The following is a 21,834-nucleotide window of genomic DNA, read 5'->3' as shown; positions in this document are numbered from 1 at the left end:
ATAGCCGATTACGCGCGCAGGGTGCAAGCATTGCGTCCATGCGCGAAAGGTAGGCGTTGGCCGTTGGGCGTCGGGGCATTGGGCGTCGGCATCGGCATCCGGTCCACTCGACCGGCACCGTAGAGGCGCCCCATCGCCCGCCCACCCTCGCCGCTGTGAGCTGCTCATAGGGTATTTGCTTATGCGCTTTAATTATTTGTGAGGCGCATACTGCATCGGCAAGAATTCATTCTGAGCATTAAAAGTATCAGATGGAATTACGCCAACTCGAGGCCTTCGCGGCCGTCATGTCCACCGGTAGCGTGACCGCCGCCGGGCGACTTCTCGGACGGTCACAACCCGCGATCACCCGGCTCATTCAGGAGCTGGAGGCGGAGCTTGGCTATGCGTTGTTCGCCCGCAGCGGCCCGCGCGTCATGCCCAGCGAACAGGGTTTCCTGCTCTACGAAGATGTCGAGCAGACCCTGGCCAACCTCAAGCAACTTCAGCGCCGCGCGCAGGAAATCGGCGCGGGCACCCCTCGTGCCCTGCAGTTGGCCGCCACGCCGGCACTGGCCGCGGGTTTGTTGCCGCAGGCGCTCGCGCAGGCCGAGGCCAGGTTTGGCGTGCGTCCGACGCACGTGCGCAGCGCATCGCCCGAGCGCGTGATGCAGGCCGTGCTCAACGGCTCGGCACAGCTGGGCGTGACCAGCCTGCCCCTCGAGCACCGCGGCCTGACCGTGCACTGGATCGGCGAATCGCGTTGCGTGCTGGCCGTGCCGCAAGAGGATCCGCTGTCCGCGTTGCCGGTGGTGCCGCTCGCCCGGCTGGCGGGCCGCCGCGTGATCACGATGGCCAACCCGTATCGCTTGCGTCATCGTCTGGACCAGGCCTTGCAGGCCGCGGACGTGAGCAGCGAAGCCTTGATCGAGACCAACGCCTCTGTCAATGCGCTGACCGCCGTGCGCCATGGTCTGGGCGTGGCCATTCTCGAGCCCGTGTCCGCCTACGGCACGCCGCTCGCGGGCGTGGCGATCCGTCCTATCGATACCTCCATTCCCTTTTTCTTCGGGGTCATCACGCCGCAGGCCTGCCAGCTCGGCGCCGATATGCCCGTGCTGGCGCAGGCGCTCGCGGACAGCGCGCGCGCACTGCTGCCCGACCTGGTGATGCACGAGGCAGGCGCGCACGCGAGCCTGCTCAACCAGATCCATGGCGATGACCTCTTACCGTTGGAATCCGCAGCATCATGACTGACCTCACGCCGCCCGCCGGCCTGCCCGCGCTCGAAGCGCGGCTGCGCCAGGATCTCGCCTGGCTCGAATTGCCCGCAAAACCCTGGGTGCCCGCGCGCACGCACGACGGCCAGGACGTGCTCGAAGTGGCCGTGATCGGCGGCGGCATGGCGGGCCTCGCGGCCGCGGCCTCGCTCAAGCATCTCGGCATTCGCGCAGTCATCTTCGATCGCGCGCCCGCGGGCTTCGAGGGTCCATGGGCCACGACGGCGCGCATGGAGACCCTGCGTTCGCCCAAGCAGCTCACCGGCCCCGCGCTCGGCCTGCCCGCGCTGACGTTCCGCGCCTGGTTCGAGGCGCAGTTCGGCGCCGCCGAGTGGGAAGCGCTGGACAAGATTCCGCGTCTGCAATGGATGCACTATCTGCGCTGGTATCGCCAGGTGCTGGCCATCGATGTGCGCAACGATCACAGCGTGCGCGCAGTGCGTCCGCGTGCCGACGGGCTGGTGCAGCTCGATCTGGATACGCCCGCCGGCGCGCAGACGGTGCTCGCGCGCCGCGTCGTGCTGGCCACGGGCCGCGACGGACTCGGCGGCGCCTACGTGCCCCCGATGGCCGACGCGCTGCCGCGCGATCGCTGGGCGCACTCCTCCGACGCGTACGATTACGGCACCTTGGCCGGCAAGCGCGTGGGCGTGGTGGGCGCGGGTGCGTCGGCCATGGATAGCGCCGCCACCGCGCTCGAGGCGGGCGCGGCCAGCGTCGATCTGCTGATCCGCCGCGCCGACATCCCTCGCATCAACAAGGGCAAAGGCGCTGGCAACCCGGGCCTCACGCACGGCCACCTGACGCTGCCCGACGCATGGAAATGGAAGATCCGCCACTACATCAACGTGCAGCAGGTGCCGCCGCCCCGTGGCAGCACGCTGCGTGTATCGCGCCATCGGAACGCCCGCTTCAATCTCGGCGCGGCCGTGCTGGATGCACGCATGGACGGCGACGAGATCAAGGTCACCACGCCCAAGGGCGTGTTCCGGCTGGACTTTCTGATCTTCTCGACCGGCTTTCGCATCGACTGGAAGGCGCGTCCCGAGTTCGCCCCCTTTGCCGAAGCGACCCGCATCTGGGGCGACCGCTACGTGCCGGCCGCGGGCGACGAAGACCAGGAGCTGCACGATTCGCCCGACCTGGGCCCGGCCTTCGAATTTCAGGAACGCACGCCGGGCGCCTGTCCGGGGCTCACGCGCGTGCATTGCTTCAGCTACCCGGCCGCGCTGACGCACGGCACGGTGTCGGGTGATATCCCCGCCGTGAGCGAAGGCGCGCGGCGACTCGCCCAGGGCATCGCCGCCCTGCTCTACCAGGAAGACGCCGACGTGCACTTCGCCAACATGCAGGCCTTCGGCGAACCCGAAGTCTTCGGCGACGAGTGGGTGCCGGCTCCGCCCCCCGAGGAGCGCGCATGACACTCTGGCTCTTGCGCCGTCTGGCCCAGGCCGTCGTCGTCGTGCTGCTCATGACGGTGATCGTCTTCGCCGGGCTCCATGCGATCGGCAACCCGGTCGACATCCTGATCGGTCAGGATGTCGATCAGGTCGACCGCGCCCGCATCATCGCCGAGCTCGGCCTGGACCAGCCGCTCTGGCGCCAGTACATCGGCTTTCTGAATGGCGCGTTGCACGGCAACCTCGGCAATAGCTTCGTCTACAACATCCCGGCCGTGGAGCTGATCCTGCAGCGCCTGCCCGCGACGCTCGAACTGGCCGTGGCCGCGCTGATGCTGGCCGTGCTGATCGGCCTGCCGCTCGGCCTGTTTGCCGGGCTCTATCCGGAGAACCCGGTGTCGCGCATCATCATGACCGGCAGCATCGTGGGCTTTTCCTTGCCCACGTTCTGGGTCGGCCTGATGCTCATCATGGCGTTCTCGGTGTCGCTGGGCTGGCTGCCGGCCAGCGGCCGCGGCGAAACGGTGGAGTGGCTGGGCGCGAAGTGGTCGTTCCTCACGCTCGACGGCTGGCGCCACATGCTGCTGCCCGCCATCAACCTGTCGCTCTTCAAGATCTCGCTCGTGATCCGCCTGACGCGCGCCGGCGTGCGCGAGGTGCTGCCGCTCGACTATGTGAAGTTCGCGCGTGCCAAGGGGCTCTCGCCCGTGCGCGTGATCGGCGTGCACGTGCTGCGCAACACGCTGATTCCGCTCGTCACGGTGCTGGGTCTGGAGCTCGGCTCCACCATCGCGTTTGCGGTCGTGACCGAGAGCATCTTCGCCTGGCCCGGCGCCGGCAAGCTGATCCTCGACAGTATCAATGCCCTCGACCGCCCGGTCATCGTGTCGTACCTGGTCGTGGTGGTGTGCCTGTTCGTCACGCTCAATCTGATCGTCGACATTCTTTATAAAGTGCTGGACCCGCGGGTACGGCTGGAGGGCACGGCATGAGCGGCTCCGCAACGACGCCGGCGACCGCGCCGGCCGCGCTCAAGCGCGAATCTCCCTGGCGCCGCAATGTGGCCGAGTTCATGAGCTCGCGCACGGCGGTGTTCGGCCTGATCGTGGCGGTGCTGCTGATCCTGGCGGCGCTGCTCGCGCCGTGGATCACGCCGCAGAACCCCTACGACCTGAACCAGCTCGACGTGCTCGACGCGCGCCTGCCGCCCGGCACCGAGAATGGCCTGGCCACGTTCAAATACTGGCTCGGCACCGACGGCCAGGGCCGCGATCTGTACTCCAGCATCCTGTATGGTCTGCGCATCAGCCTGATGGTGGGCGTGGGCTCGGCCGTGATCGCCGGCCTCGTGGGCACGCTGCTGGGCCTGATCGCCGCGTACGCTGGCGGCCGGGTCGACGCGCTCATCATGCGCGTGGTCGACCTGATCCTGTCGTTCCCGTCGATCCTCGTGGCGATGATGATCCTCGCCTATCTGGGCAAGGGCGTGGGCAATGTGGTGCTGACACTGGTGTTGCTCGAATGGGCCTACTACGCCCGCACGGCGCGCGGCCAGGCGCTGGTGGAGCGCCGCCGCGAGTACGTGGAAGCCGCCCGCTGCCTCGACATCCCGAACTGGCGCATCGTGTTGCGCCACATCCTGCCCAACTGCCTGCCGCCGCTGATCGTGATCGGCACGCTGCAGATCGCCCGCGCCATCACGCTCGAAGCCACGCTGAGCTTTCTGGGCCTGGGCGTGCCGGTGACCGAACCGTCGCTCGGCCTGCTGATCTCCAACGGCTACCAGACCATGCTGTCGGGCCAGTACTGGATCAGCTTCTACCCGGGCATCGCCCTGCTCGTCACGCTCGTCGCCATCAATCTGGTCGGCGACCGCCTGCGCGACGTGCTCAATCCGAGGACCCACAAATGAGCGCCGGTCAGCATTCCCCGGCGGTCACGCTGGAGGTGCGCAATCTGCGCACGTATTTCCATACCCGCGCCGGCGTGCTGCCGGCCGTCGACGACGTGTCGTTCACGCTCGAGCGCGGCAAGATCCTGGGTCTGGTCGGTGAGTCCGGCTCGGGCAAGTCCGTGACCGGCTTCTCGATCATGGGCCTGGTGGACGCGCCGGGCCGCATCGAGGCCGGCAGCAGCATCCTGTTCCAGGGCCGCGATCTCACCACGCTGCCGCCGCGCGAGCTGCGCAAGCTGCAGGGCAACCGCATCGCGATGATCTTCCAGGATCCGATGATGACGCTGAACCCGGTGTTGCGCATCGATGCCCAGATGATCGAGGCGGTGCGCGCGCACGAACGCGTGAGCCGCGCCGAGGCACGCGAGCGCGCCCGCGACACGCTGGGCATGATGGGCATTCCGAGTCCGGAAGAGCGGCTGCTGGCGTACCCGCATCAGCTCTCGGGCGGCATGCGCCAGCGGGTTGCGATCGCGATTGCCATGCTGCATCGCCCCGACCTCATCATCGCCGACGAGCCGACCACGGCGCTGGACGTCACCATCCAGGCGCAGATCCTGTCGGAAGTGCAGAAGCTCGCGCGCCAGCACGGCACCAGCCTGATCTGGATCACCCATGATCTGTCGGTGGTGGCAGGCCTCGCCGACGAAGTGGCCGTGATGTATGCCGGCCGCATCGTCGAGTATGGCGCGGTCGACCCGGTGCTCGACGCCCCGCTGCATCCTTACACCACGGGCCTGATCGGCAGCCTGCCCAGCAACAACCAGCGCGGCCAGCGGCTGCGCCAGATTCCAGGCATGACGCCCAACCTTCTGACCCTGCCCGCCGGCTGTGCCTTCAAGTCGCGCTGCGACCGCGCCACGGCTGCCTGTGACGCCCGACCCGCGCTTACCGAGCCCCTGCCGCAACGCCTGGTGCGTTGCTTCCATCCGGCCGTAACGCCGGTGGTGGAGGTGTCGGCATGAGCACGCCCCTGATCGAACTCAAGCAGGTCAGCAAGCGTTTCGGCGAACGGCCGGTCGGCCACGTCGAGCGCCTGCTGTCGCGCGCCGGTCTTGCCAAGCCGCCCGCCGTGACGCGCGCGGTCGATGGCGTCGATCTGATCGTGCGCCCCGGCGAGGTGGTCGGCCTGGTCGGCGAATCCGGCTGCGGCAAGTCCACGCTCGGACGCATCGCCGCCGGCCTGCTCTCGCCTACCGAGGGCCAGGTGCTGGTCAACGGCCAGACGGCCGCCGAGATGAGCCCCGAGGCCGCGCACCGCGCGCGCCTCAAGGTGCAGATGATCTTCCAGGATCCGTACGCCAGCCTCAATCCGCGTCTGCGCGTGGACGAGATCGTGGGCGAGGCGGCCCGCATCCATGGCCTCGTGGGCCGCGCCGGCTTCGACGACTACGTGAGCGAGCAGATGCAGCGCGCGGGGCTCGACCCCGCGCTGCGCCAGCGCTATCCGCATCAGTTCAGCGGCGGCCAGCGCCAGCGTATCGGCATCGCCCGCGCGCTCGCGGTGCAGCCCGACATGCTGGTGTGCGACGAGGCCGTGGCCGCGCTCGACGTGTCGATCCAGGCCCAGATCCTGAATCTGTTCATGGATCTGCGCGAGGAGCTCAACCTCACCTATCTCTTCATCAGCCACGACCTGGGCGTGGTCGAGCATGTGTCGGATCGCGTGGTGATCATGTACCTGGGCCGCGTGGTCGAGTCCGCGCCGGTCGACGAGGTGTTCCGCCACGCCAACCATCCCTACACGCAGGCGCTGCTGGCCGAGATTCCGCGCATGGACGCGCGCCACAAGACGTTTACCGCGATCAAGGGCGAGATCCCGAGTCCGCTTGCCCCGCCGTCGGGATGCCATTTCCATCCGCGATGTCCGCACGCGATGCCGCGCTGCAAGACCGAGGTGCCGCAGCTCAAGGGAATCGCGATCAACCACCTGAGCGCCTGTCACCTCAACGATCAGTAAGAACCCCGTGACGCGGCATCGCCGCGCCCACCTACGTATACGAACCGCTGTCCCTCGAGAGGATCCTGACCATGAAACACCGTCTTCTGAACACCCTGGCCGCCGCGCTGCTGGCGGCCTCCGCCTCGGCCGGCGTGCACGCCGAATCGCTGTCGATCGGCTTCGCCGACCCGCTGTCCTCCCTCGACCCGCAACTCAACAACCACGCCGGCGACCGCTCCGTGGCCCTGCACTTCTGGGACCTGCTGGTCGAAAACAAGTGGAACAAGCTGCAGCCCGGCCTGGCCCTCTCGTGGAAGCCGCTGGACGACAAGACCTGGGAATTCAAGCTGCGCCCCAACGTGAAGTGGCAGGATGGCCAGCCCTTCACCGCCGACGACCTGATCTACTCGTACACCCGTGCCAAGGCCGTGCCGGGCAGCGTCGCCACCTACGCCGGCTACCTGCGCACGATCGAATCGATGAGCGCGCCCGATCCGCTGACCTTCGTCGTCAAGACCAAGGCGCCGAACCCCGACCTGCCGCTGAACCTCGCGTCGGTGCACGTCGTGAGCAAGCACGTGGGCGAGAAGTCGAGCACCGAAGACTACAACTCGGGCAAGGCCATGATCGGCACGGGCCCGTACAAGTTCGTCTCGTACACCCCCGGCGACCGCGTCCTGATGGAACGCAACGACGCCTACTGGGGCGACAAGCAGATCTGGGAGAAGGTCAACTACCGCTACATCAACAACGCCGCCTCGCGCACGGCCGCGCTGCTGGCCGGTGACGTCGACGTGATCGACAAGGTGTCGGTGTCCGACCTCGAGCGCCTGTCCAAGGCGCCGAACATCTCGGTGTATCCCTACGCCGGCCTGCGCGTGATGCTGCTGCAACCCAGCTTCAGCGACAAGCCTTCGCAATACATCACCGACAAGAACGGCAAGCCGCTCGACAAGAACCCGCTGCTCGACGTGCGCGTGCGCCAGGCGCTGAACCTCGCGATCAACCGCAAGGCCATCGTCGACCGCGTGCTGCAGGATGCCGCCACCGAAGCGAACCAGTGGATGCCGGAAGGCACCTTCGGCTACAACCCGGACATCAAGAACATTCCGTTCGACGCCGCGCAGGCCAAGAAGCTGCTGGCCGAAGCCGGCTACCCCGACGGCTTCCAGCTGACCATGCACGTGCCCAACGACCGCTACCCGCAGGGCCCGGAAACCGCCCAGGCGGTCGCGCAGTTCTGGACCCGCATCGGCGTGAAGACCAACGTGGAAGTCGTGCCGTGGGCCGTGTACTCGGGCCGCGCCAACAAGAACGAATTCGCGATGAGCATGCTGGCCTGGGGCAACGGCACCGGCGAAGCCAGCTACGCGCTGGTCAACATCCTGGCCACGGTCGATCCGTCCAAGGGCCTGGGCGCGTCCAACTGGGGCCGCTACAGCAATGCCAAGGTCGACCAGGCGCTGGACCAGTCCACCTCGGAATTCGACGTGCCCAAGCGCGAAGCCATCCTGCGTGAATCGGCCAAGGTCGTGAGCGAAGACGCCGGCATTCTGCCGCTGTTCCACTACAAGAACATCTGGGCGACCAAGAAAGGCCTGAAGGTCACTCCGATGACCAGCGACCGCACCGCGGCGCAGATGGTCACCAAAGTGGCGAAGTAAGCCATGATCACGCTGACCCTCGAACCGGCCGACGATCTGATCGACGTGCCGCGCCAGGTGCGCGTGAGCGGCGCCGTGCCGGGCCAGGGCGTGACCCTGCGCACCCGCACCGCGCGCGCGGGCGTGACCTGGACCAGCGCGGCCACCTTCGTGGCCGACGCCACCGGCACGGTCGACCTGTCGCGTGACGCGCCTGTGTCCGGCAGCTATGCCGGCGTGGCGCCCATGGGCCTCATCTGGTCCCAGGTGCCCGAGGTGGCGGGCAAGCGCGAGCTGTTCAACCAGAACGTGACCGAGCCGCTCGTGACCACCGTGAGCGCCGAAGTGGGTGGCGGCACCGGCGCGGGCGTGGCCGAAGCCACGCTGGTGCAGCGCCTTGCCGCCGAGGGCGTCACCCGCACCGAGGTGCGCGAAGACGGTCTGGTCGGCACGCTTTACCTGCCGCCCGGCCCCGGCCCGCACCCCGCCGTGCTGATCCTGAACGGCTCGGGTGGCGGCATCAACGAACCGCGCGCGGCGCTCTATGCCTCGCGCGGCTACGCCGCCTTCGCGCAGGGCTATTTCAAGGCTCCGGGCCTGTCCGGCTACATCTCCAACACCCCGCTGGAGATGTTCAAGCAGGGCATGGACTGGCTGCGCCGCACGGTGCGCCCGCTGCACGACTTCGTCGCGATCAGCGGCCAGTCGCGCGGCGGCGAGCTGGTGCTGCTGCTGGGCGCCACCTACCCCGAAGACGTGTCCGCCGTCGTGGCCTACGTGCCGGGCGCGGTGGTGCACAGCGGCCAGAACGCCGCCGACCCGGCCGTCGGCCGCGAAGGCCCGGCCTGGCTGCTCGGCGGCAAGCCGGTACCGCACGTGTGGGAGAACAACCGCACCGCCACCTGGAAGCCCTTCGACGAAGGCCCGGCGCCGCACCGCCACGAACGCGCGATCCTGACCGCGCTCGAGGATCCCGACGCCGTCGCGCGCGCCCGCATCCCGGTCGAGCGCATCCAGGGTCCGGTGATCCTGCTGTCCGCCACCGACGACGGCTCCTGGCCCTCGAGCCTGTACTCGCGCATGGTGCGCGACAAGCTGGCCGAGACGCGCCATCCCTATCCGGTGGAGTGGCTCGACTACCAGGATGGTGGACACTTGATCCTCTTCCCCTATGTGCCGACCACGCAGCACGTCTATGCCCACCCCGTCTCGGGCAAGATCAGCACCAGTGGCGGTACGCCGCACGACAACGCCCGCGCCGACGCCGAATCCTGGTCCGGCGTACTGCGCTTCCTGAAAGACGCCGTGGCGGCCCGCGCCGCCCGCACCAAGGAGCAAGCCTGATGGCCTCGCAAACGCTTCCCGCCTATGACCCGGCCAACGATCTGATCGATCGTCTGCTGGGCCTGAACGCCGCCGATCCGCTTTACGCCGTTCGGCACCAGCGCGACAAGGTCGCGGCCGCCACGCAAGGCAGCTACGACGCGCTGTTCGACCCCGACCTGCCGGGCCTGGCCCTGACGGACCGTCTGCTGGTGGCGCAGTACGCCTGCCGCATCAGCGACGCGAGCGAGCTGGCCGCGCACTATCGCGAGCGGCTCGTGCAAGCCGGCGCCAGCGCCGACCTGCTGGCGCTCGCCGATGGCGGCGCGCCCGAGGCAGCGAAGGATGCCCGCCTCGCCGCCATCCTGGCCTACACGCGCACGCTGATCGAAAACCCCGTCGAAGGCGACCGCGCCGCGCTCGACACGCTGCCCGCCGCCGGGCTGAGCACGCCGGCCGTGGTCACGCTGTCGCAACTGATCGCCTTTCTTTCGTATCAGACCCGCCTGCTGGCCGGTCTGAAGGCCATGAAAGCGCTGGAGCAAGCCGCATGAGCACGCAAAACCCCAATGTCATCAGCACGCTGATCAAAGCCCACGGCTTCACCAACGAAACGCTGGGCTGGAAGGCCTGGCTCGATACGGTCAAGCTCGACTCCGCCACGCCCGAGCAGATCGCCGTGCTCGAAGAGAGCCATCCGAAGGCCAAGGTCTCGGATTACTACCTCTTCCTGGTGCATCAGCCCGAGATCCTGCGCCAGCGCTCCACCGCGTTCAACGCCATCATGTACGCCCCCGGCGGCCTGTCGCGTGCGGAGCGCGAGCTGGGCGCGACCGTGGTGTCGCGTGTGAACGGTTGCGTGTACTGCGCGTCGGTCCATGCGCAACGCTTCGAGCAGCTCGCCAAGCGCAACGATGTCATCACCGAGGTGTTCGAGGATCCGGCCACGGCCGGCACCACCGAACGCGAGCGCGCGATTTCGGCGTTCTCGATCAAGATCACCGAGTCGCCAGCGGCGATCGGCCCGGCCGACATCCAGGCCCTGAAAGACGTGGGACTGAATCAGGGCGAGATCCTCGACCTGCTGCATTCGGACGCCATCTTCGCCTGGGCCAACCGGCTCATGCTGAATCTGGGCGAGCCGGTCTTCCCGCAGGCCTGAGCGGCGTCACGCCCTCGGCCACGCGCGCCCGGCCCCTCGCGGGCTCGGGCGCGCCCATTCGGTAAAATGGCGCTTTCGCCTCTCTCGGGCCGCGCCCTGCGCGCCGCCCTCCCGCGCTTCCGATGTCCAATACCCACGAAATCCGCCCCGGCCAGTCGATCGAGCTGCTCAAGGCCCTGCACATCCTGACCCGCGACGGCAAGATGAACCAGGACAGCCGCCGCAAGCTCAAGCAGGTCTATCACCTGTTTCAGTTCATCGAGCCGCTCATGCAGGACGTGAAAACGGACAAGGGCAGCGTCACGCTGGTCGACCACGGCGCGGGCAAGTCGTATCTGGGCTTCATCCTCTACGACCTGTTCGTCAAGGAGCTGAAAGACAGCTCGCACATCTACGGCATCGAAACGCGCCAGGAGCTGGTGCAGACCTCCGAGGCGCTCGCCTCGAAGCTGGGTTTTGGCGGGATGTCGTTCCTGAACCTGTCGGTCGCCGATTCGATCACGTCCGACAAGCTGCCCCCCACGGTCGATATCGTCACCGCGCTGCACGCCTGCAACACCGCCACCGACGACGCGATCCGCTTCGCTCTCGAAAAGAAGGCGCGCCACATCGTGGTCGTGCCCTGCTGCCAGGCGGAGGTCGCGTCGGTGCTGCGCAAGAACAAGCAACGCGCGCTGGCCGACCCGCTGGCGGAGATCTGGCGCCATCCGCTGCACACCCGCGAGTTCGGCAGCCAGATCACCAATGTGCTGCGCTGCCTGCAGCTCGAGGCGCATGGCTATCAGGTCAGCGTGACCGAGCTGGTGGGCTGGGAGCACTCGATGAAGAACGAGCTCATCATCGCGCAGTACAAGGACGCCCCGCGCCGCAAACCCTCGGAACGCCTGACCGAGATGCTGGAGCGCATCGGGCTGCAGGAGCTCAAAGACCGCTTTTTCGTGCCCGCCGCGGCCTGAGCGCGGCCAGGCCGGCCGCCGCGCGCCGTTCGGCTCGACGCCGCGCCGCGTGTTGCGCGGCGCTTCAGCCTCCCGCCGCGCTCGTGCCCGACGCGCGGCCCAGAAACTCGAGCACCGCCAGATACGAGCCCTCGTTGCCCGCCGCGTTGGCCGACGGGGTGCCGCCCGCGTCGAGCAGCAGGCCCGACATCGCGTGGGGTTTGGCGATGAGCGTGCCGGGTAGATACGGGTAATGCACGTGGTGGCCCGCGCCCATGCAAACATGATGGAAGGTCGGCAGGCCGTGTTGCTGGCGCTGCCGCATCACCACTTCGGAGTACGCCGTGCTCGGCCAGAACCCGTCGTCGGACGCGCTCACCAGCAACACGGGACCCGGAAAACGCTCGACTGGAATAAGCGCCCGCTCGAACGCCGCCGCATCGCGCGAGGCGCTCAGGAACGCATGCGTCTGGCGGTACGGCGGGTCGGTGGCATAGGCCGCGTCCCAGTTGGCGCTGGCGTTGTTCTGCCACAGATGCGGCAGAGGCTGGCCGTCGAGCGTCCAGACCTGCGCGTCGCGGCCCGTGCCCGGCGACCCGGCGCTCACCACGCCGTGCGTGACGGGCGACGGCACATAGGCGACCACGGCGCTCACGAGGTCGGGGAAGTGCGAGGCCACGAGCAGCGAGGTCTCGCCACCCCGGCTGATGCCCGATACCGCCACGAAGCCGTCGCGCGGCTTGAGCTCGGCGCGAGCCCAGCGCAAGGCGCGCTCGAAATACTCGAGCGGCATGTCGTTCAGGTACTTGGGCCGTCCTTCGTAGTTGAAGATGGCCAGTGCCAGACACTGATAGCCGCGCGCGGCAAACAGCGCGGCACGCGGCGCGTTCACGCCGCCCGACGAGCCGTTCATGTAGATCACCAGCGGGTGCGGACCCGGGCCGGCGGGCGTATAGAGCTCGCCCGACAGCGTCATGCCGCCCAGGTCTGCGCGGATCGCGCGGTGGGTCACGCCCTCGTCGACGAAGTCCTGGATGAGCGTGGCCTGCGCGCTGCGCGTGCCGTCGGTGGCCTCGAGCCGGATCACGAGCGGATCGGTGCGGTCGGGCGGAAACACCACCTTGCCCATGTCCTCGCACACCATCGACCACACCAGGCCCATGGCCGAGGGCTCGTTGTAGCTACCCGACACCGGGCAATCACGCGCGAGGTCGAGGCTGCCGTCGTGGCCCGCCATGAACACGGCCTGCGAGCGCCAGGGCGCGCCGCACATCGTCATCGCGGCGGTCACGGTGATGAACGCATACGGCGCGAAGCCGTCGATGCGGATCTCCCGCGCCACGTCGATGAGCGCGACTTCGGGGTTGACGATAATGGCGGCGCGGTCGGTCACGGCGGTCCTCAGCTCTTCAGGTCGGTCTTGGGTACGTTGTTGGCCTTGATCACGCCCGCCCACATGGCGGACTCTTCGGCGATCACCTTGTCGAGATCGGCGGACGAGGTGAACTCCACCTGCACGCCCTGCTCGGCAAACTGCTTGATCAGGCCCGGATCGTTGGCGCCCTGCCGCACGGCGTCTTCGAGCACCTTGACCACCGGCGCCGGCATCGCCGCCGGGCCCGAGATCATCATGCGGGTGTACAGCTCGAAGTCGTCCACCCCGGCCTCTTTCATGGTGGGCACGTCGGGCAGGCTGGACAGCCGCTTGTCGGCGGTCACCGCCAGCACCTTGAGCTTGCCGGTCTTGATGTGACCGAGCGCCGAGGTCGGGAAGTCGAAGGTGCTCTGCACCGTGCCCGCCATCAGATCGATCAGCGCCGGCGCGCTGCCCTTGTACGGCACGTCCTGGAACTGCGTGCCCGTCTTGGACTGGAAATGCAGCAGCGCCAGATGATTGATGACGCCGCGGCCCGCGTGGGCGCAGGTGATCTCGCCCGGCTTTTTCTTGGCCAGGGCGATGAAGTCCTTCACGTTGTCCACGCCCAGCTCGCCGTTCACGATCAGCAGCATGGGCGACTTGCCCATCGAACCCAGCTGTTTAAAGTCGGATTGCTGATACGGAAGATTGTTGTACAGCAGCGGGTTGAGGATCATGCCGTTGGTGCCGGCGAAACCCAGCGTGTAGCCATCGGGCTCGGCACGCGCCACCGCCACCGTGGCGATGATGGCCTGACCGCCGGGACGATTCTCGACCACGACGTTTTGCTTCAGGACCTGGCTCATGCGCTCGGCCAGAGCGCGCGCGGCGATGTCGGTCAGGCCGCCGGGCGCGAAGCCCACGAGCAGCCGCACCGGCCGATTCGGAAAGGCACTCTGGGCCCAGGCGGGGCGAACGACCAGCGGCAGCGCGGCAAGCGCGCCCAGGGCCTGGCGGCGGGTGTATCGCATACGGTTCTCCGGACAGACAAAGATCTTGCGCGCCGGGTCGGCGCGCACGGACGTTGACGAAAGGAAGGCGGCACAGGCCGGCCGCGGAACCGCGGGCGGTCACACGTACGGTATGTTGTATGCAATCGGTAGGGGCGGCTATCTAGGGATATCCCGGTCGTGTCGTGCCCGAGCCCGTCGCGCCGCCGGGGGCCGCGCTCGAAGATCGGCCATTTCCTCGAGCATCAGCGCGCGGGCATGGCGCGAGAACACGGTCACCAGCCGCGTGCGCGTGTGCGCCGGCGGATAGAGCAACGCCACCGACACGGGCACGGCAGGACTGAACGGCCGCATTTCCACGCCATTGACCTCGTACTCTTCACGCGCCGCCAGCGGGTTGATGAGCGACACGCCCAGCCCTGCCCCGACCAGCGCGCAGATCGACGCCCCCAGACCGGCCTCGGCGACCACCTGCCGCTCGACGCGCGCCTTGGCGAACACCGCATCGATGCGCTCGCGCAGCGGCGTCGTGCTCGTGAACGCCACGAACGGCTCCCCTGCGAAATCCGCCGGCTTGATCCGCGCCAGCCGCGCGAGGCGATGGCCGCGCGGCATCACGGCCACGCAATTCATGGCCAGCACCGGCTCCACCTGAATGCCCGGCGCATCGCCCGACAGCATGGCCAGGCCCAGATCGCAGAACCCGGAGCTGATCCAGTTGTGCACCGTGCTGGCGTTGCCCGAATGGATGGACACCATCACGTCGGGGTATTCGAGCTTGAATTGGGCCACGATGCGCGCCAGCAGCCCGCCGGCCAGCCGCGGCATCGCGGCCACGCTCAGCCGGCTCGCGCTGAACGAGCGAATGCCGGCCGCCGCCGACTCCAGGCCCGCCAGCCCCAGAAATGTCTTCTCCACCTCCTGAAAGAAGCGTGCCCCGTCGAGCGTGGGCGTGAGGCGGCTGCCGTTGCGATCGAACAGCGCGAACTGCGTAATGGCCTCGAGCTGCGCGATCAGCCGGCTGATGTGAGGTTGCGAGGTGTGCACGCTGCGGGCGGCGGCGGTCATCGAGCCGGTCATCATCACAGCCCGAAAGGCTTCGATGTGACGCAATCCCATGCGCTGTGTAGCCATATCAGATCCGTATAGAGCAATATCGAATTGGAATTGGATAAAACCATAGCGCTGGCCGATACTTTTTGCCAGTCGCGGGAGACACCGCGCAACGCGGGCCCCGTCGACGATCGGCGGGAACCGATCGTGAACACGCAAAAAACGCCGGTCCGTCCGGCGCCAAGGGAAAACAGATGAAAGCCATTGCAGCGCTCATTGCCGCCGCCAGCCTGGCCGGCCTCGCCACGTCCGCCTTTGCCGACGGCCCCAGCCGCCTCGACAAGATCCGTGAAACCGGCGTGATCACGCTCGGCCACCCCGAAACCTCCGTGCCGTTCGCTTACCTCGACGGCAACCAGAAGCCGATCGGCTACACGGTCGAGATCTGCCAGGAGGTGGCCCAATACGTGAAGGCCGCACTGAAGCTGCCCAAGCTCGAGATTCGCTACAACCCCACCACGTCGGCCACACGCATTCCGCTGCTGGCCAACGGCACCATCGATCTCGAGTGCGGCAACACGACCAATCTCGTCGAGCGCCACAAGTTCGTCGCCTTCGCCCCCACGACCTTCGTGGCCCAAGTGGTGCTGGTGGCGCGCAAGGATGGCGGCGTCGATCCGGACGACCTCGCGTCGTTCCGCGGCAAGTCGATCGCGGCTCAGGCGGGCGGCCAGACGTTCAAGCTGGTCTCGCAGCTCAATGCCCAGCACAAATACGGCATCACCATGGCGCCTGCCAAGGACACCGCAGAGACCCTGCTGATGGTCGAATCGGGCCGCGCGGCCGGCTCCGCCAACGATGACGGCATTGCTTACGGCTCGGTCGCGGCGTCAAAGAATCCCGACGCGTTCGTGATCGGCAAGAAGGGTCTGCAACTGGCCCCCTACGGCATCCTGCAACCCAAGGACGATCCCGCCTTCAAAAAGGTCGTGGACGACGCCGTCAAGGATCTGATGAAGACCGGCAAGGTGGCGGCGATCTACGACAAGTACTTCAATTCGCCGATTCCGCCCAAGCAGATCAACCTCAAGTACCCCATGAGCGACGCGCTCAAGCGCGCACTCGCCAATCCCACGGATTCGGGCGACCCCAAGGTCTACGAGTAAAGGTCGCGGGCGCACGGCACCCGTGCCGTTCGCCCGTGCATCCCGATCGAAGCGGGCGGCCCGCGCCGCGTCTGGCGGGCCCGGCGCGGCCCTGAGCGGCCGCGTGCCGTCGCGCAATCATCAAGGCATCACATGAATTACGACTGGAGTTGGGGCATCTTCCTGGAGATGTCGCCCGACGGTGTGCACACGTTCCTGGAAACGTTGCTGATCGGCACCGGCTGGACGCTCGCGCTGGCGCTGACCGCGTGGATCTTCTCGCTTCTGCTGGGTTCGGTGCTGGGCGTCATGCGCACGGCCCGCTCCCGCACCCTCAATGTGCTGGGCGCCTGCTACGTCGAGCTGTTCCGCAACATCCCGCTGCTGGTGCAGATGTTCCTCTGGTATTTCGTTCTGCCCGAGCTGCTGCCCCACGCCTGGGGCACGGCCATGAAACAGATGCAGCAGCCCTGGGGGCAGTTCGTCCCCGCGGTGCTGTGCCTCGGCTTTTACGGCTCGGCCCGCGTTGCCGAGCAGCTGCGCGCCGGCATCCAGTCTCTGCCGCGCGGCCAGTTTCAGGCCGGCACGGCGCTCGGGCTGACCGAGGCCCAGGTGTATCGCTACATCATCCTGCCCGAGGCGTATCGCATCGTGCTGCCGCCGCTCACGTCGGAATTCATGGGCACGATCAAGTATTCCTCGGTCGCGCTGACGATCGGTCTGCTCGAGCTCACCGGGCAGGCGCGCTCGATGCAGGAGTTCAGCTTCCACATCTTCGAGGCCTTCAGCGCGGCAACCGTGATCTACCTGATCCTCAACGGCATCGTGGTCATGGGCATGCGGCTGCTCGAACACCGGGTCGCCGTGCCCGGGCTGATCAGCGCCGCGAGCAAGAAGTAGGAGGACGTCATGGATAAATTCGATTTCGACGTCATCCTGGACGCGGCCCCCTACCTGTTCAAGACCGGCATGAGCTTCACGCTCACGCTCACCGTGATCGCCGCCATCGCCGGCCTGGCCCTGGGCACCTTGCTGGCCATGATGCGGCTGTCGCGCTTCAAATGGCTATCGGTGCCCGCGGGCATCTACGTCAACGTGATGCGGTCGATCCCGTTGCTGCTGGTGATCTTCTGGTTCTATTTCCTCGTTCCCTACATGGCGGCCTGGGTGATCGGTTCGCCCACGCCGCTGCGGGTCGGCGCGCTGAATTCCGCGGTGATCACGTTCACGCTGTTCGAGGCCGCGTACTTCTGCGAAATCATGCGGGCCGGCATCCAGTCGATCTCGCGCGGTCAGGTGTCAGCGAGTCTCGCCATCGGCCTGACGCCCTGGCAGGGAATGCGTCACGTCGTGCTGCCGCAGGCGTTGCGCAACATGACGCCGGCCCTGCTCACGCGGGTGATCATCCTGTTCCAGGACACGTCGCTCGTGTATGTGCTCTCGCTCACCGACTTCCTGGGTGCCGCATCCAAGATCGGCCAGCGCGACGGCCGGCTCGTCGAGCTCTATCTCTTTGTGGCGGTGGTGTATTTCGTCATCTGCTTCACCGCCTCCCGATTGGTCAAACGGCTGGAGCGGCGCACCCGCGTGCTGCGCTGATCGCCCCTAAGGAATACTCATGACGCAACATTCTCCGATGATCGACATCCGGCAGGTCAGCAAGTGGTACGGCGACTTCCAGGTGCTCAGCGAATGCTCCACCCAGGTCGCCCGCGGCGAAGTGGTGGTCGTATGCGGCCCCTCGGGCTCCGGCAAGTCCACGCTGATCAAGACCGTCAACGCGCTCGAGCCCTTTCAAAAAGGCGACATCCTGGTCAACGGCACCTCGCTGGCCGACCCGCGCACCAACCTGCCGCGTCTGCGCGCCGAGGCCGGCATGGTGTTTCAGCACTTTGAGCTGTTTCCGCACCTCACCGTTACCGACAACCTCTGCCTCGGACAGGTCAAGGTGCTCAAGCGCGGCCGCGACGAGGCGCGCCAGCGCGCCCACGCCCTGCTCGACCGCGTCGGCCTGTCGGCGCACAAGGACAAGCACCCCGGTGAGTTGTCGGGCGGTCAGCAGCAGCGCGTCGCCATCGCGCGGGCGCTCTCGATGGATCCGGTGGTCATGCTGTTCGACGAGCCGACGTCCGCGCTCGATCCCGAGATGGTCAATGAAGTGCTCGACGTAATGACCGATCTGGCGGCCGAGGGCATGACGATGATGGTCGTCACGCACGAAATGGGATTTGCCCGCCGGGTCGCGCACCGCGTGATCTTCATGGACGCCGGTCACATCGTCGAGGATTGCCCCAAGGACGAGTTCTTCGGCAACGCCGACGCGCGCGCGCCCCGCACGCGCCAATTCCTTTCCAAGATTCTGCAGCACTGAACATGATGAACGCGCCGCTCTACTCCCAACTGCCCAGCCACCCCGTCGATCTGCGCAGCGACACCGTCACGCGTCCCACGCCCGCGATGTACGAGCGCATGCTCGAGGCGCCGATCGGCGACGACGGCCTCGATGGCGATCCCAGCGTGGCCGAACTCGAACACGACGTGGCCGCGCGTCTCGGCAAGGAGTGCGGGCTGTTCATGCCGAGCTGCACCATGGCCAACCTGGTCGCCGTGCTGGCGCAATCGAGTCGCGGCGAACAGGTCGTGCTGGAAGGCACCTCGCACATGTACACCTCCGAACGCGGCGCGGCCACCTTCACCAATCTGTTTTATGTGGGGGTGCCCGGGCAGGACGGCGCGATGGACTTGAATCGTCTCGCAGATTCGGTGCAGTCCGGCGGGCACAAACTCCCGACCGCGTTGATCGCTATGGAAACGACGCACAACAACGCGGGCGGCACGGTGCTGCCCCTCGATCACATGCAGGCCGTGCACGCCATGGGGCAGGAACGCGGAATCGCCGTGCATCTGGACGGCGCCCGCCTGTTCAACGCCGCGGCCGCGCTGGGCCTGCCGCCCGCCGAGATCACGCGGCACACCGACACCGTGTCGCTATGCCTGTCGAAAGGGCTGAGCGCGCCCGTCGGCGCGGTGCTGGCGGGCCCCCGCTCCGTGCTGGACCGTGCCCGCACGTTGCGCCGCATGCTGGGTGGCACGCAGCGCCAGTCCGGGCTCATGGCCGCCGCCGCACTCGAGGGCGTGCGCACCATGGGAGACAGACTGAGCGAGGATCACGTGCGCGCCCGCCGGCTGAGCGACGCCATCAATGCGCTGGGCGGTCCGATTCGCGCCACCTCGCCGCAGACCAACATCGTGCAGATCGAGGTCGGCGCCACGAAGATGAGCAACAAAGAATGGGTGGCGGCGCTCGAGGCCGCCGGCCTGCGCACCCGGCCCTGGGCCAATACCCGCCTGCGCTGCGTCACGCACCGGCACACCACCGACGCCGACATCGATGCGGCCGTGGCCGCGTTCCGACAGGTGCTGGCCTCGATCTGAGGCTGCCTCAGTTGGTCTTGCCGTCCAGCACCTGCTGGAAACCATCGTGGCCAAGGCTCTTGAGCGTCTCGATGTTCTTCTCGTAGATCTCGGCGGCATCCGGAAACGCCTCGACCGCACGATCGATGCTGTCTTCGCGCAGCAGATGCAGGATCGGGTACGGCGAGCGATTCGTGTAGTTCTCGATGTCGTCGGGTTCGGTCTCGGCGAACTGAAACTGCGGGTGGAACGTGGCCACCTGCAGGTCGCCCACCAGACGCATGCGCTTGAGCAGGCGCTCCGACAACTCTTCGAAGTCGTTGAAATCGTAGAAGTCGTGCAGCGCCTCGGGCAGGATCAGCAGCGTGGTGTCGATGGCTTCCGGATCGGCTTCGGAAATCAGCATCAGCTCGTCTTCCAGGTCGGTCAGCACGCCTTCGGCGTCCTGCGCGTCGCTCACGGCATAGCGGACCTGGCCTTTGATCTGCACCGCCTTGGCGAACGGACAGAGGTTGAGTCCGATCACCGCGCGGTCGACCCACGTGCGGACTTCGTCGGCCACGGCTTGGGCGGCGGGGGTATTGATAATCATGGTGTCGCGGCGTCGAGGCCGCCTTGAAGAGAAAAAAGCGCCGGCCCGCGAGGGCCGGCTTGAGTCAGGCAGCGCGATGCGCTCAGGCGGCGGGCATCGCGGCCATGGTCTGCGCCACGGCGGCGGTGAGCTTCTTGCCGTAGGGCACGTGCAGGAACTCGTTGGGACCATGCGCGTTGGACTTCGGGCCCAGCACGCCGCACACCATGAACTGCGCCTTCGGGAAGCCCTTCTGCAGCATGCTCATCAGCGGGATCGTGCCGCCCTGGCCGATGTAGCCGCACGGCGCGCCGTAGTACTGCTGCGACGCGGCGTCGAGCGCCTGCGACAGCCACTCGGCCGAGGTGGGCGCGTTCCAGCCGGTGGCCGAGCCTTCGCGGGGATTGAACGTGACCTTGGCGTTGTACGGCGCGTCGCTTTCGAGCAGCTCTTTAATCTCTTGCGCGGCGGCCACGGCGTCGACCAGCGGCGGCAGACGCAGCGAGAGCTTGAATGCGGTGCGCGGGCGCAGCACATTGCCGGCGCTGGACAGCGGCGGCAGACCTTCGGCGCCCGTGACGGACAGCGTCGGACGCCAGGTGCGGTTGAGCAGCGCTTCTTCGGGCGCCGTCGTCATGGGCAGCACGAAGCTGCCGTCGCCGCCGCAGCTCCAGGGGAAACGGCGCCAGACTTCGTCGCCAAGAATCTGCGCGGTGGCCTTGGCCTGCTCGATGCGGTCGGCCGGGATCTCGCAATGCAGGCTCTGCGGCAGCAGACGGCCGTTGGCGCTGTCTTCGAGACGGTCGAGCAAATGGCGCAGGATGCGGAACGACGACGGCACCACGCCGCTGGAGTCGCCCGAGTGCACGCCTTCGTCGAGCACCTGCACCTCGAGCGTGCCGGCGACCATGCCGCGCAGCGACGTGGTCATCCAGAGCTGATCGTAGTTGCCCGCGCCGGAATCCAGACAGACCACCAGCGCCACATTGCCCATGCGTTCGCGCAGGGCGTCGATATAAGGCAGCAGATCGTAGCTGCCCGACTCTTCACAGGTCTCGACGATGCCGACGCAACGCGGACGCGGGATGCCCTGCTTGTCGAGCGCCATGATCGCGGTGAGCGAGGCATACACGGCGTAACCGTCGTCGGCACCGCCGCGACCGTACAGCTTGCCGTTCTCGTACTTGGGCGTCCAGGGGCCCAGATCGGAACGCCAGCCGGAGAATTCCGGCTGCTTGTCGAGGTGACCGTAGAGCAGCACGGTGTCGCCGTTGTCGCTGCGGGTGGCGGGCGCCTCGAAAAAGATCACCGGCGTGCGACCGGGCAGGCGGATCACTTCGAGCTTCAGGCCCGAGACCTTTTGCGCCTCGACCCACTGGGCCGCGTCGCGCACCACACGCTCGATGAACGCGTTCTTTTCCCAGTCGGCGTCGAAGGCCGGGCTCTTGGCGGGAATCGCGATGTAGTCGGTCAGCGCGGGAATGATTTCGTTGTCCCACTTTTCGTCGACGAAGGCCTGCAGGGCCTTGGGATCGAGGGTGGGCGGCAGGGCGTCGTCGGGGATGCGCGCATTCATGTTGGCGTCTCGGCAGGAGGGCGAAGCCGCCATTTTAAGCCCGGCGGCGCCCGCCCGCAGATACCCGGCCCCGATTTCTCTGCTTGGCCG

The 21,834-nt window shown here is 67.3% G+C and carries 21 protein-coding genes; 16 read left to right on the top strand and 5 right to left on the bottom strand.

The features are described from left to right. Nucleotides 1-251: 251 nt before the first annotated feature. From CEK29_RS08630 to CEK29_RS08580, 11 genes are all read left to right on the top strand, one after another. Nucleotides 252-1,232, top strand: a complete 981-nt coding sequence (locus CEK29_RS08630; protein WP_094857839.1) for a LysR family transcriptional regulator — start codon at nucleotides 252-254, stop codon at nucleotides 1,230-1,232. After that, nucleotides 1,229-2,680: a flavin-containing monooxygenase gene (locus CEK29_RS08625; RefSeq protein ID WP_094857838.1), complete on the top strand. Its 1,452-nt coding sequence runs from the start codon at nucleotides 1,229-1,231 to the stop codon at nucleotides 2,678-2,680. Before CEK29_RS08630 ends, CEK29_RS08625 begins: the two co-directional genes overlap by 4 nt. Then, on the top strand, nucleotides 2,677-3,651 hold the full coding sequence (locus CEK29_RS08620; protein WP_094799189.1) for an ABC transporter permease: 975 nt from the start codon (nucleotides 2,677-2,679) through the stop codon (nucleotides 3,649-3,651). Before CEK29_RS08625 ends, CEK29_RS08620 begins: the two co-directional genes overlap by 4 nt. Continuing rightward, nucleotides 3,648-4,571, top strand: a complete 924-nt coding sequence (locus CEK29_RS08615) for an ABC transporter permease (protein WP_094799188.1) — start codon at nucleotides 3,648-3,650, stop codon at nucleotides 4,569-4,571. The genes CEK29_RS08620 and CEK29_RS08615 overlap by 4 nt, the downstream gene beginning before the upstream one ends. Next, nucleotides 4,568-5,578: an ABC transporter ATP-binding protein gene (locus CEK29_RS08610; RefSeq protein ID WP_094799187.1), complete on the top strand. Its 1,011-nt coding sequence runs from the start codon at nucleotides 4,568-4,570 to the stop codon at nucleotides 5,576-5,578. The genes CEK29_RS08615 and CEK29_RS08610 overlap by 4 nt, the downstream gene beginning before the upstream one ends. Beyond that, nucleotides 5,575-6,573, top strand: coding sequence for an ABC transporter ATP-binding protein (locus CEK29_RS08605; protein WP_094799186.1), 999 nt, complete (start codon nucleotides 5,575-5,577; stop codon nucleotides 6,571-6,573). Before CEK29_RS08610 ends, CEK29_RS08605 begins: the two co-directional genes overlap by 4 nt. A gap of 71 nt (nucleotides 6,574-6,644) precedes the next feature. Next, nucleotides 6,645-8,219, top strand: a complete 1,575-nt coding sequence (locus CEK29_RS08600) for an ABC transporter substrate-binding protein (protein WP_094799185.1) — start codon at nucleotides 6,645-6,647, stop codon at nucleotides 8,217-8,219. A 3-nt stretch (nucleotides 8,220-8,222) separates the two neighbouring features. Continuing rightward, nucleotides 8,223-9,542 carry an acyl-CoA thioesterase/bile acid-CoA:amino acid N-acyltransferase family protein gene (locus CEK29_RS08595; protein WP_094857837.1) on the top strand — a complete coding sequence of 440 codons (1,320 nt, stop codon included), beginning with the start codon at nucleotides 8,223-8,225 and terminating at the stop codon, nucleotides 9,540-9,542. Continuing rightward, nucleotides 9,542-10,075 carry a CMD domain protein gene (locus tag CEK29_RS08590; protein WP_094857836.1) on the top strand — a complete coding sequence of 178 codons (534 nt, stop codon included), beginning with the start codon at nucleotides 9,542-9,544 and terminating at the stop codon, nucleotides 10,073-10,075. The genes CEK29_RS08595 and CEK29_RS08590 overlap by 1 nt, the downstream gene beginning before the upstream one ends. Next, on the top strand, nucleotides 10,072-10,683 hold the full coding sequence (locus tag CEK29_RS08585; protein WP_249278976.1) for a peroxidase-related enzyme: 612 nt from the start codon (nucleotides 10,072-10,074) through the stop codon (nucleotides 10,681-10,683). Before CEK29_RS08590 ends, CEK29_RS08585 begins: the two co-directional genes overlap by 4 nt. Before the next feature lie 122 nt (nucleotides 10,684-10,805). Next, complete coding sequence (locus CEK29_RS08580) at nucleotides 10,806-11,639, top strand: class I SAM-dependent methyltransferase (protein WP_094799182.1); 834 nt, start codon at nucleotides 10,806-10,808, stop codon at nucleotides 11,637-11,639. A gap of 64 nt (nucleotides 11,640-11,703) precedes the next feature. Here CEK29_RS08580 and CEK29_RS08575 read toward each other — a convergent pair whose 3' ends face one another. The 3 genes from CEK29_RS08575 to CEK29_RS08565 form a co-directional block, all read right to left on the bottom strand. Beyond that, complete coding sequence (locus tag CEK29_RS08575) at nucleotides 11,704-13,011, bottom strand: acyl-CoA thioesterase/bile acid-CoA:amino acid N-acyltransferase family protein (RefSeq protein WP_094857835.1); 1,308 nt, start codon at nucleotides 13,009-13,011, stop codon at nucleotides 11,704-11,706. Between the two features lie 8 nt (nucleotides 13,012-13,019). Then, on the bottom strand, nucleotides 13,020-14,006 hold the full coding sequence (locus tag CEK29_RS08570; RefSeq protein ID WP_094857834.1) for a Bug family tripartite tricarboxylate transporter substrate binding protein: 987 nt from the start codon (nucleotides 14,004-14,006) through the stop codon (nucleotides 13,020-13,022). A gap of 138 nt (nucleotides 14,007-14,144) precedes the next feature. Then, nucleotides 14,145-15,119, bottom strand: coding sequence for a LysR substrate-binding domain-containing protein (locus CEK29_RS08565; protein WP_094799179.1), 975 nt, complete (start codon nucleotides 15,117-15,119; stop codon nucleotides 14,145-14,147). A 173-nt stretch (nucleotides 15,120-15,292) separates the two neighbouring features. Between CEK29_RS08565 and CEK29_RS08560 the strand changes: the two genes are divergently transcribed. From CEK29_RS08560 to CEK29_RS08540, 5 genes are all read left to right on the top strand, one after another. Then, nucleotides 15,293-16,204 (top strand): amino acid ABC transporter substrate-binding protein, encoded by a 912-nt coding sequence (locus CEK29_RS08560; protein WP_094799178.1) that lies wholly within the window; start codon nucleotides 15,293-15,295, stop codon nucleotides 16,202-16,204. A gap of 132 nt (nucleotides 16,205-16,336) precedes the next feature. After that, nucleotides 16,337-17,083 (top strand): amino acid ABC transporter permease, encoded by a 747-nt coding sequence (locus tag CEK29_RS08555; protein ID WP_094799177.1) that lies wholly within the window; start codon nucleotides 16,337-16,339, stop codon nucleotides 17,081-17,083. Between the two features lie 9 nt (nucleotides 17,084-17,092). Beyond that, nucleotides 17,093-17,782, top strand: coding sequence for an amino acid ABC transporter permease (locus CEK29_RS08550; protein WP_094799176.1), 690 nt, complete (start codon nucleotides 17,093-17,095; stop codon nucleotides 17,780-17,782). A 37-nt stretch (nucleotides 17,783-17,819) separates the two neighbouring features. Further along, nucleotides 17,820-18,554, top strand: a complete 735-nt coding sequence (locus CEK29_RS08545; protein WP_094799466.1) for an amino acid ABC transporter ATP-binding protein — start codon at nucleotides 17,820-17,822, stop codon at nucleotides 18,552-18,554. A 5-nt stretch (nucleotides 18,555-18,559) separates the two neighbouring features. Then, entirely contained in the window at nucleotides 18,560-19,618 is a 1,059-nt protein-coding gene (locus CEK29_RS08540; protein ID WP_094858003.1) for a threonine aldolase family protein, read from the top strand. A 7-nt stretch (nucleotides 19,619-19,625) separates the two neighbouring features. Here CEK29_RS08540 and CEK29_RS08535 read toward each other — a convergent pair whose 3' ends face one another. After that, nucleotides 19,626-20,189, bottom strand: coding sequence for a DUF1415 domain-containing protein (locus tag CEK29_RS08535; protein WP_094799175.1), 564 nt, complete (start codon nucleotides 20,187-20,189; stop codon nucleotides 19,626-19,628). An 82-nt stretch (nucleotides 20,190-20,271) separates the two neighbouring features. Further along, nucleotides 20,272-21,744: a M20 family metallopeptidase gene (locus CEK29_RS08530; protein ID WP_094857833.1), complete on the bottom strand. Its 1,473-nt coding sequence runs from the start codon at nucleotides 21,742-21,744 to the stop codon at nucleotides 20,272-20,274. Nucleotides 21,745-21,834: the final 90 nt, after the last annotated feature.

It is taken from the genome of Bordetella genomosp. 5 (assembly GCF_002261475.1).
In the GTDB taxonomy this organism is placed as follows: Bacteria; Pseudomonadota; Gammaproteobacteria; order Burkholderiales; family Burkholderiaceae_B; genus Bordetella.
The sequence above is the reverse complement of the archived record's forward strand: the minus strand, read 5'-3'. Positions and strand labels throughout refer to the sequence as shown.

What these genes read in the sequence shown, in the direction of transcription:
- CEK29_RS08630 (WP_094857839.1), top strand. Translation starts at nt 252, where the DNA reads ATGGAATTACGCCAACTCGAGGCCTTCGCGGCCGTCATGTCCACCGGT.
- CEK29_RS08625 (WP_094857838.1), top strand. Translation starts at nt 1,229, where the DNA reads ATGACTGACCTCACGCCGCCCGCCGGCCTGCCCGCGCTCGAAGCGCGG.
- CEK29_RS08620 (WP_094799189.1), top strand. Translation starts at nt 2,677, where the DNA reads ATGACACTCTGGCTCTTGCGCCGTCTGGCCCAGGCCGTCGTCGTCGTG.
- CEK29_RS08615 (WP_094799188.1), top strand. Translation starts at nt 3,648, where the DNA reads ATGAGCGGCTCCGCAACGACGCCGGCGACCGCGCCGGCCGCGCTCAAG.
- CEK29_RS08610 (WP_094799187.1), top strand. Translation starts at nt 4,568, where the DNA reads ATGAGCGCCGGTCAGCATTCCCCGGCGGTCACGCTGGAGGTGCGCAAT.
- CEK29_RS08605 (WP_094799186.1), top strand. Translation starts at nt 5,575, where the DNA reads ATGAGCACGCCCCTGATCGAACTCAAGCAGGTCAGCAAGCGTTTCGGC.
- CEK29_RS08600 (WP_094799185.1), top strand. Translation starts at nt 6,645, where the DNA reads ATGAAACACCGTCTTCTGAACACCCTGGCCGCCGCGCTGCTGGCGGCC.
- CEK29_RS08595 (WP_094857837.1), top strand. Translation starts at nt 8,223, where the DNA reads ATGATCACGCTGACCCTCGAACCGGCCGACGATCTGATCGACGTGCCG.
- CEK29_RS08590 (WP_094857836.1), top strand. Translation starts at nt 9,542, where the DNA reads ATGGCCTCGCAAACGCTTCCCGCCTATGACCCGGCCAACGATCTGATC.
- CEK29_RS08585 (WP_249278976.1), top strand. Translation starts at nt 10,072, where the DNA reads ATGAGCACGCAAAACCCCAATGTCATCAGCACGCTGATCAAAGCCCAC.
- CEK29_RS08580 (WP_094799182.1), top strand. Translation starts at nt 10,806, where the DNA reads ATGTCCAATACCCACGAAATCCGCCCCGGCCAGTCGATCGAGCTGCTC.
- CEK29_RS08570 (WP_094857834.1), bottom strand. Translation starts at nt 14,006, where the DNA reads ATGCGATACACCCGCCGCCAGGCCCTGGGCGCGCTTGCCGCGCTGCCG.
- CEK29_RS08565 (WP_094799179.1), bottom strand. Translation starts at nt 15,119, where the DNA reads ATGGCTACACAGCGCATGGGATTGCGTCACATCGAAGCCTTTCGGGCT.
- CEK29_RS08560 (WP_094799178.1), top strand. Translation starts at nt 15,293, where the DNA reads ATGAAAGCCATTGCAGCGCTCATTGCCGCCGCCAGCCTGGCCGGCCTC.
- CEK29_RS08555 (WP_094799177.1), top strand. Translation starts at nt 16,337, where the DNA reads ATGAATTACGACTGGAGTTGGGGCATCTTCCTGGAGATGTCGCCCGAC.
- CEK29_RS08550 (WP_094799176.1), top strand. Translation starts at nt 17,093, where the DNA reads ATGGATAAATTCGATTTCGACGTCATCCTGGACGCGGCCCCCTACCTG.
- CEK29_RS08545 (WP_094799466.1), top strand. Translation starts at nt 17,820, where the DNA reads ATGATCGACATCCGGCAGGTCAGCAAGTGGTACGGCGACTTCCAGGTG.
- CEK29_RS08540 (WP_094858003.1), top strand. Translation starts at nt 18,560, where the DNA reads ATGAACGCGCCGCTCTACTCCCAACTGCCCAGCCACCCCGTCGATCTG.
- CEK29_RS08535 (WP_094799175.1), bottom strand. Translation starts at nt 20,189, where the DNA reads ATGATTATCAATACCCCCGCCGCCCAAGCCGTGGCCGACGAAGTCCGC.
- CEK29_RS08530 (WP_094857833.1), bottom strand. Translation starts at nt 21,744, where the DNA reads ATGAATGCGCGCATCCCCGACGACGCCCTGCCGCCCACCCTCGATCCC.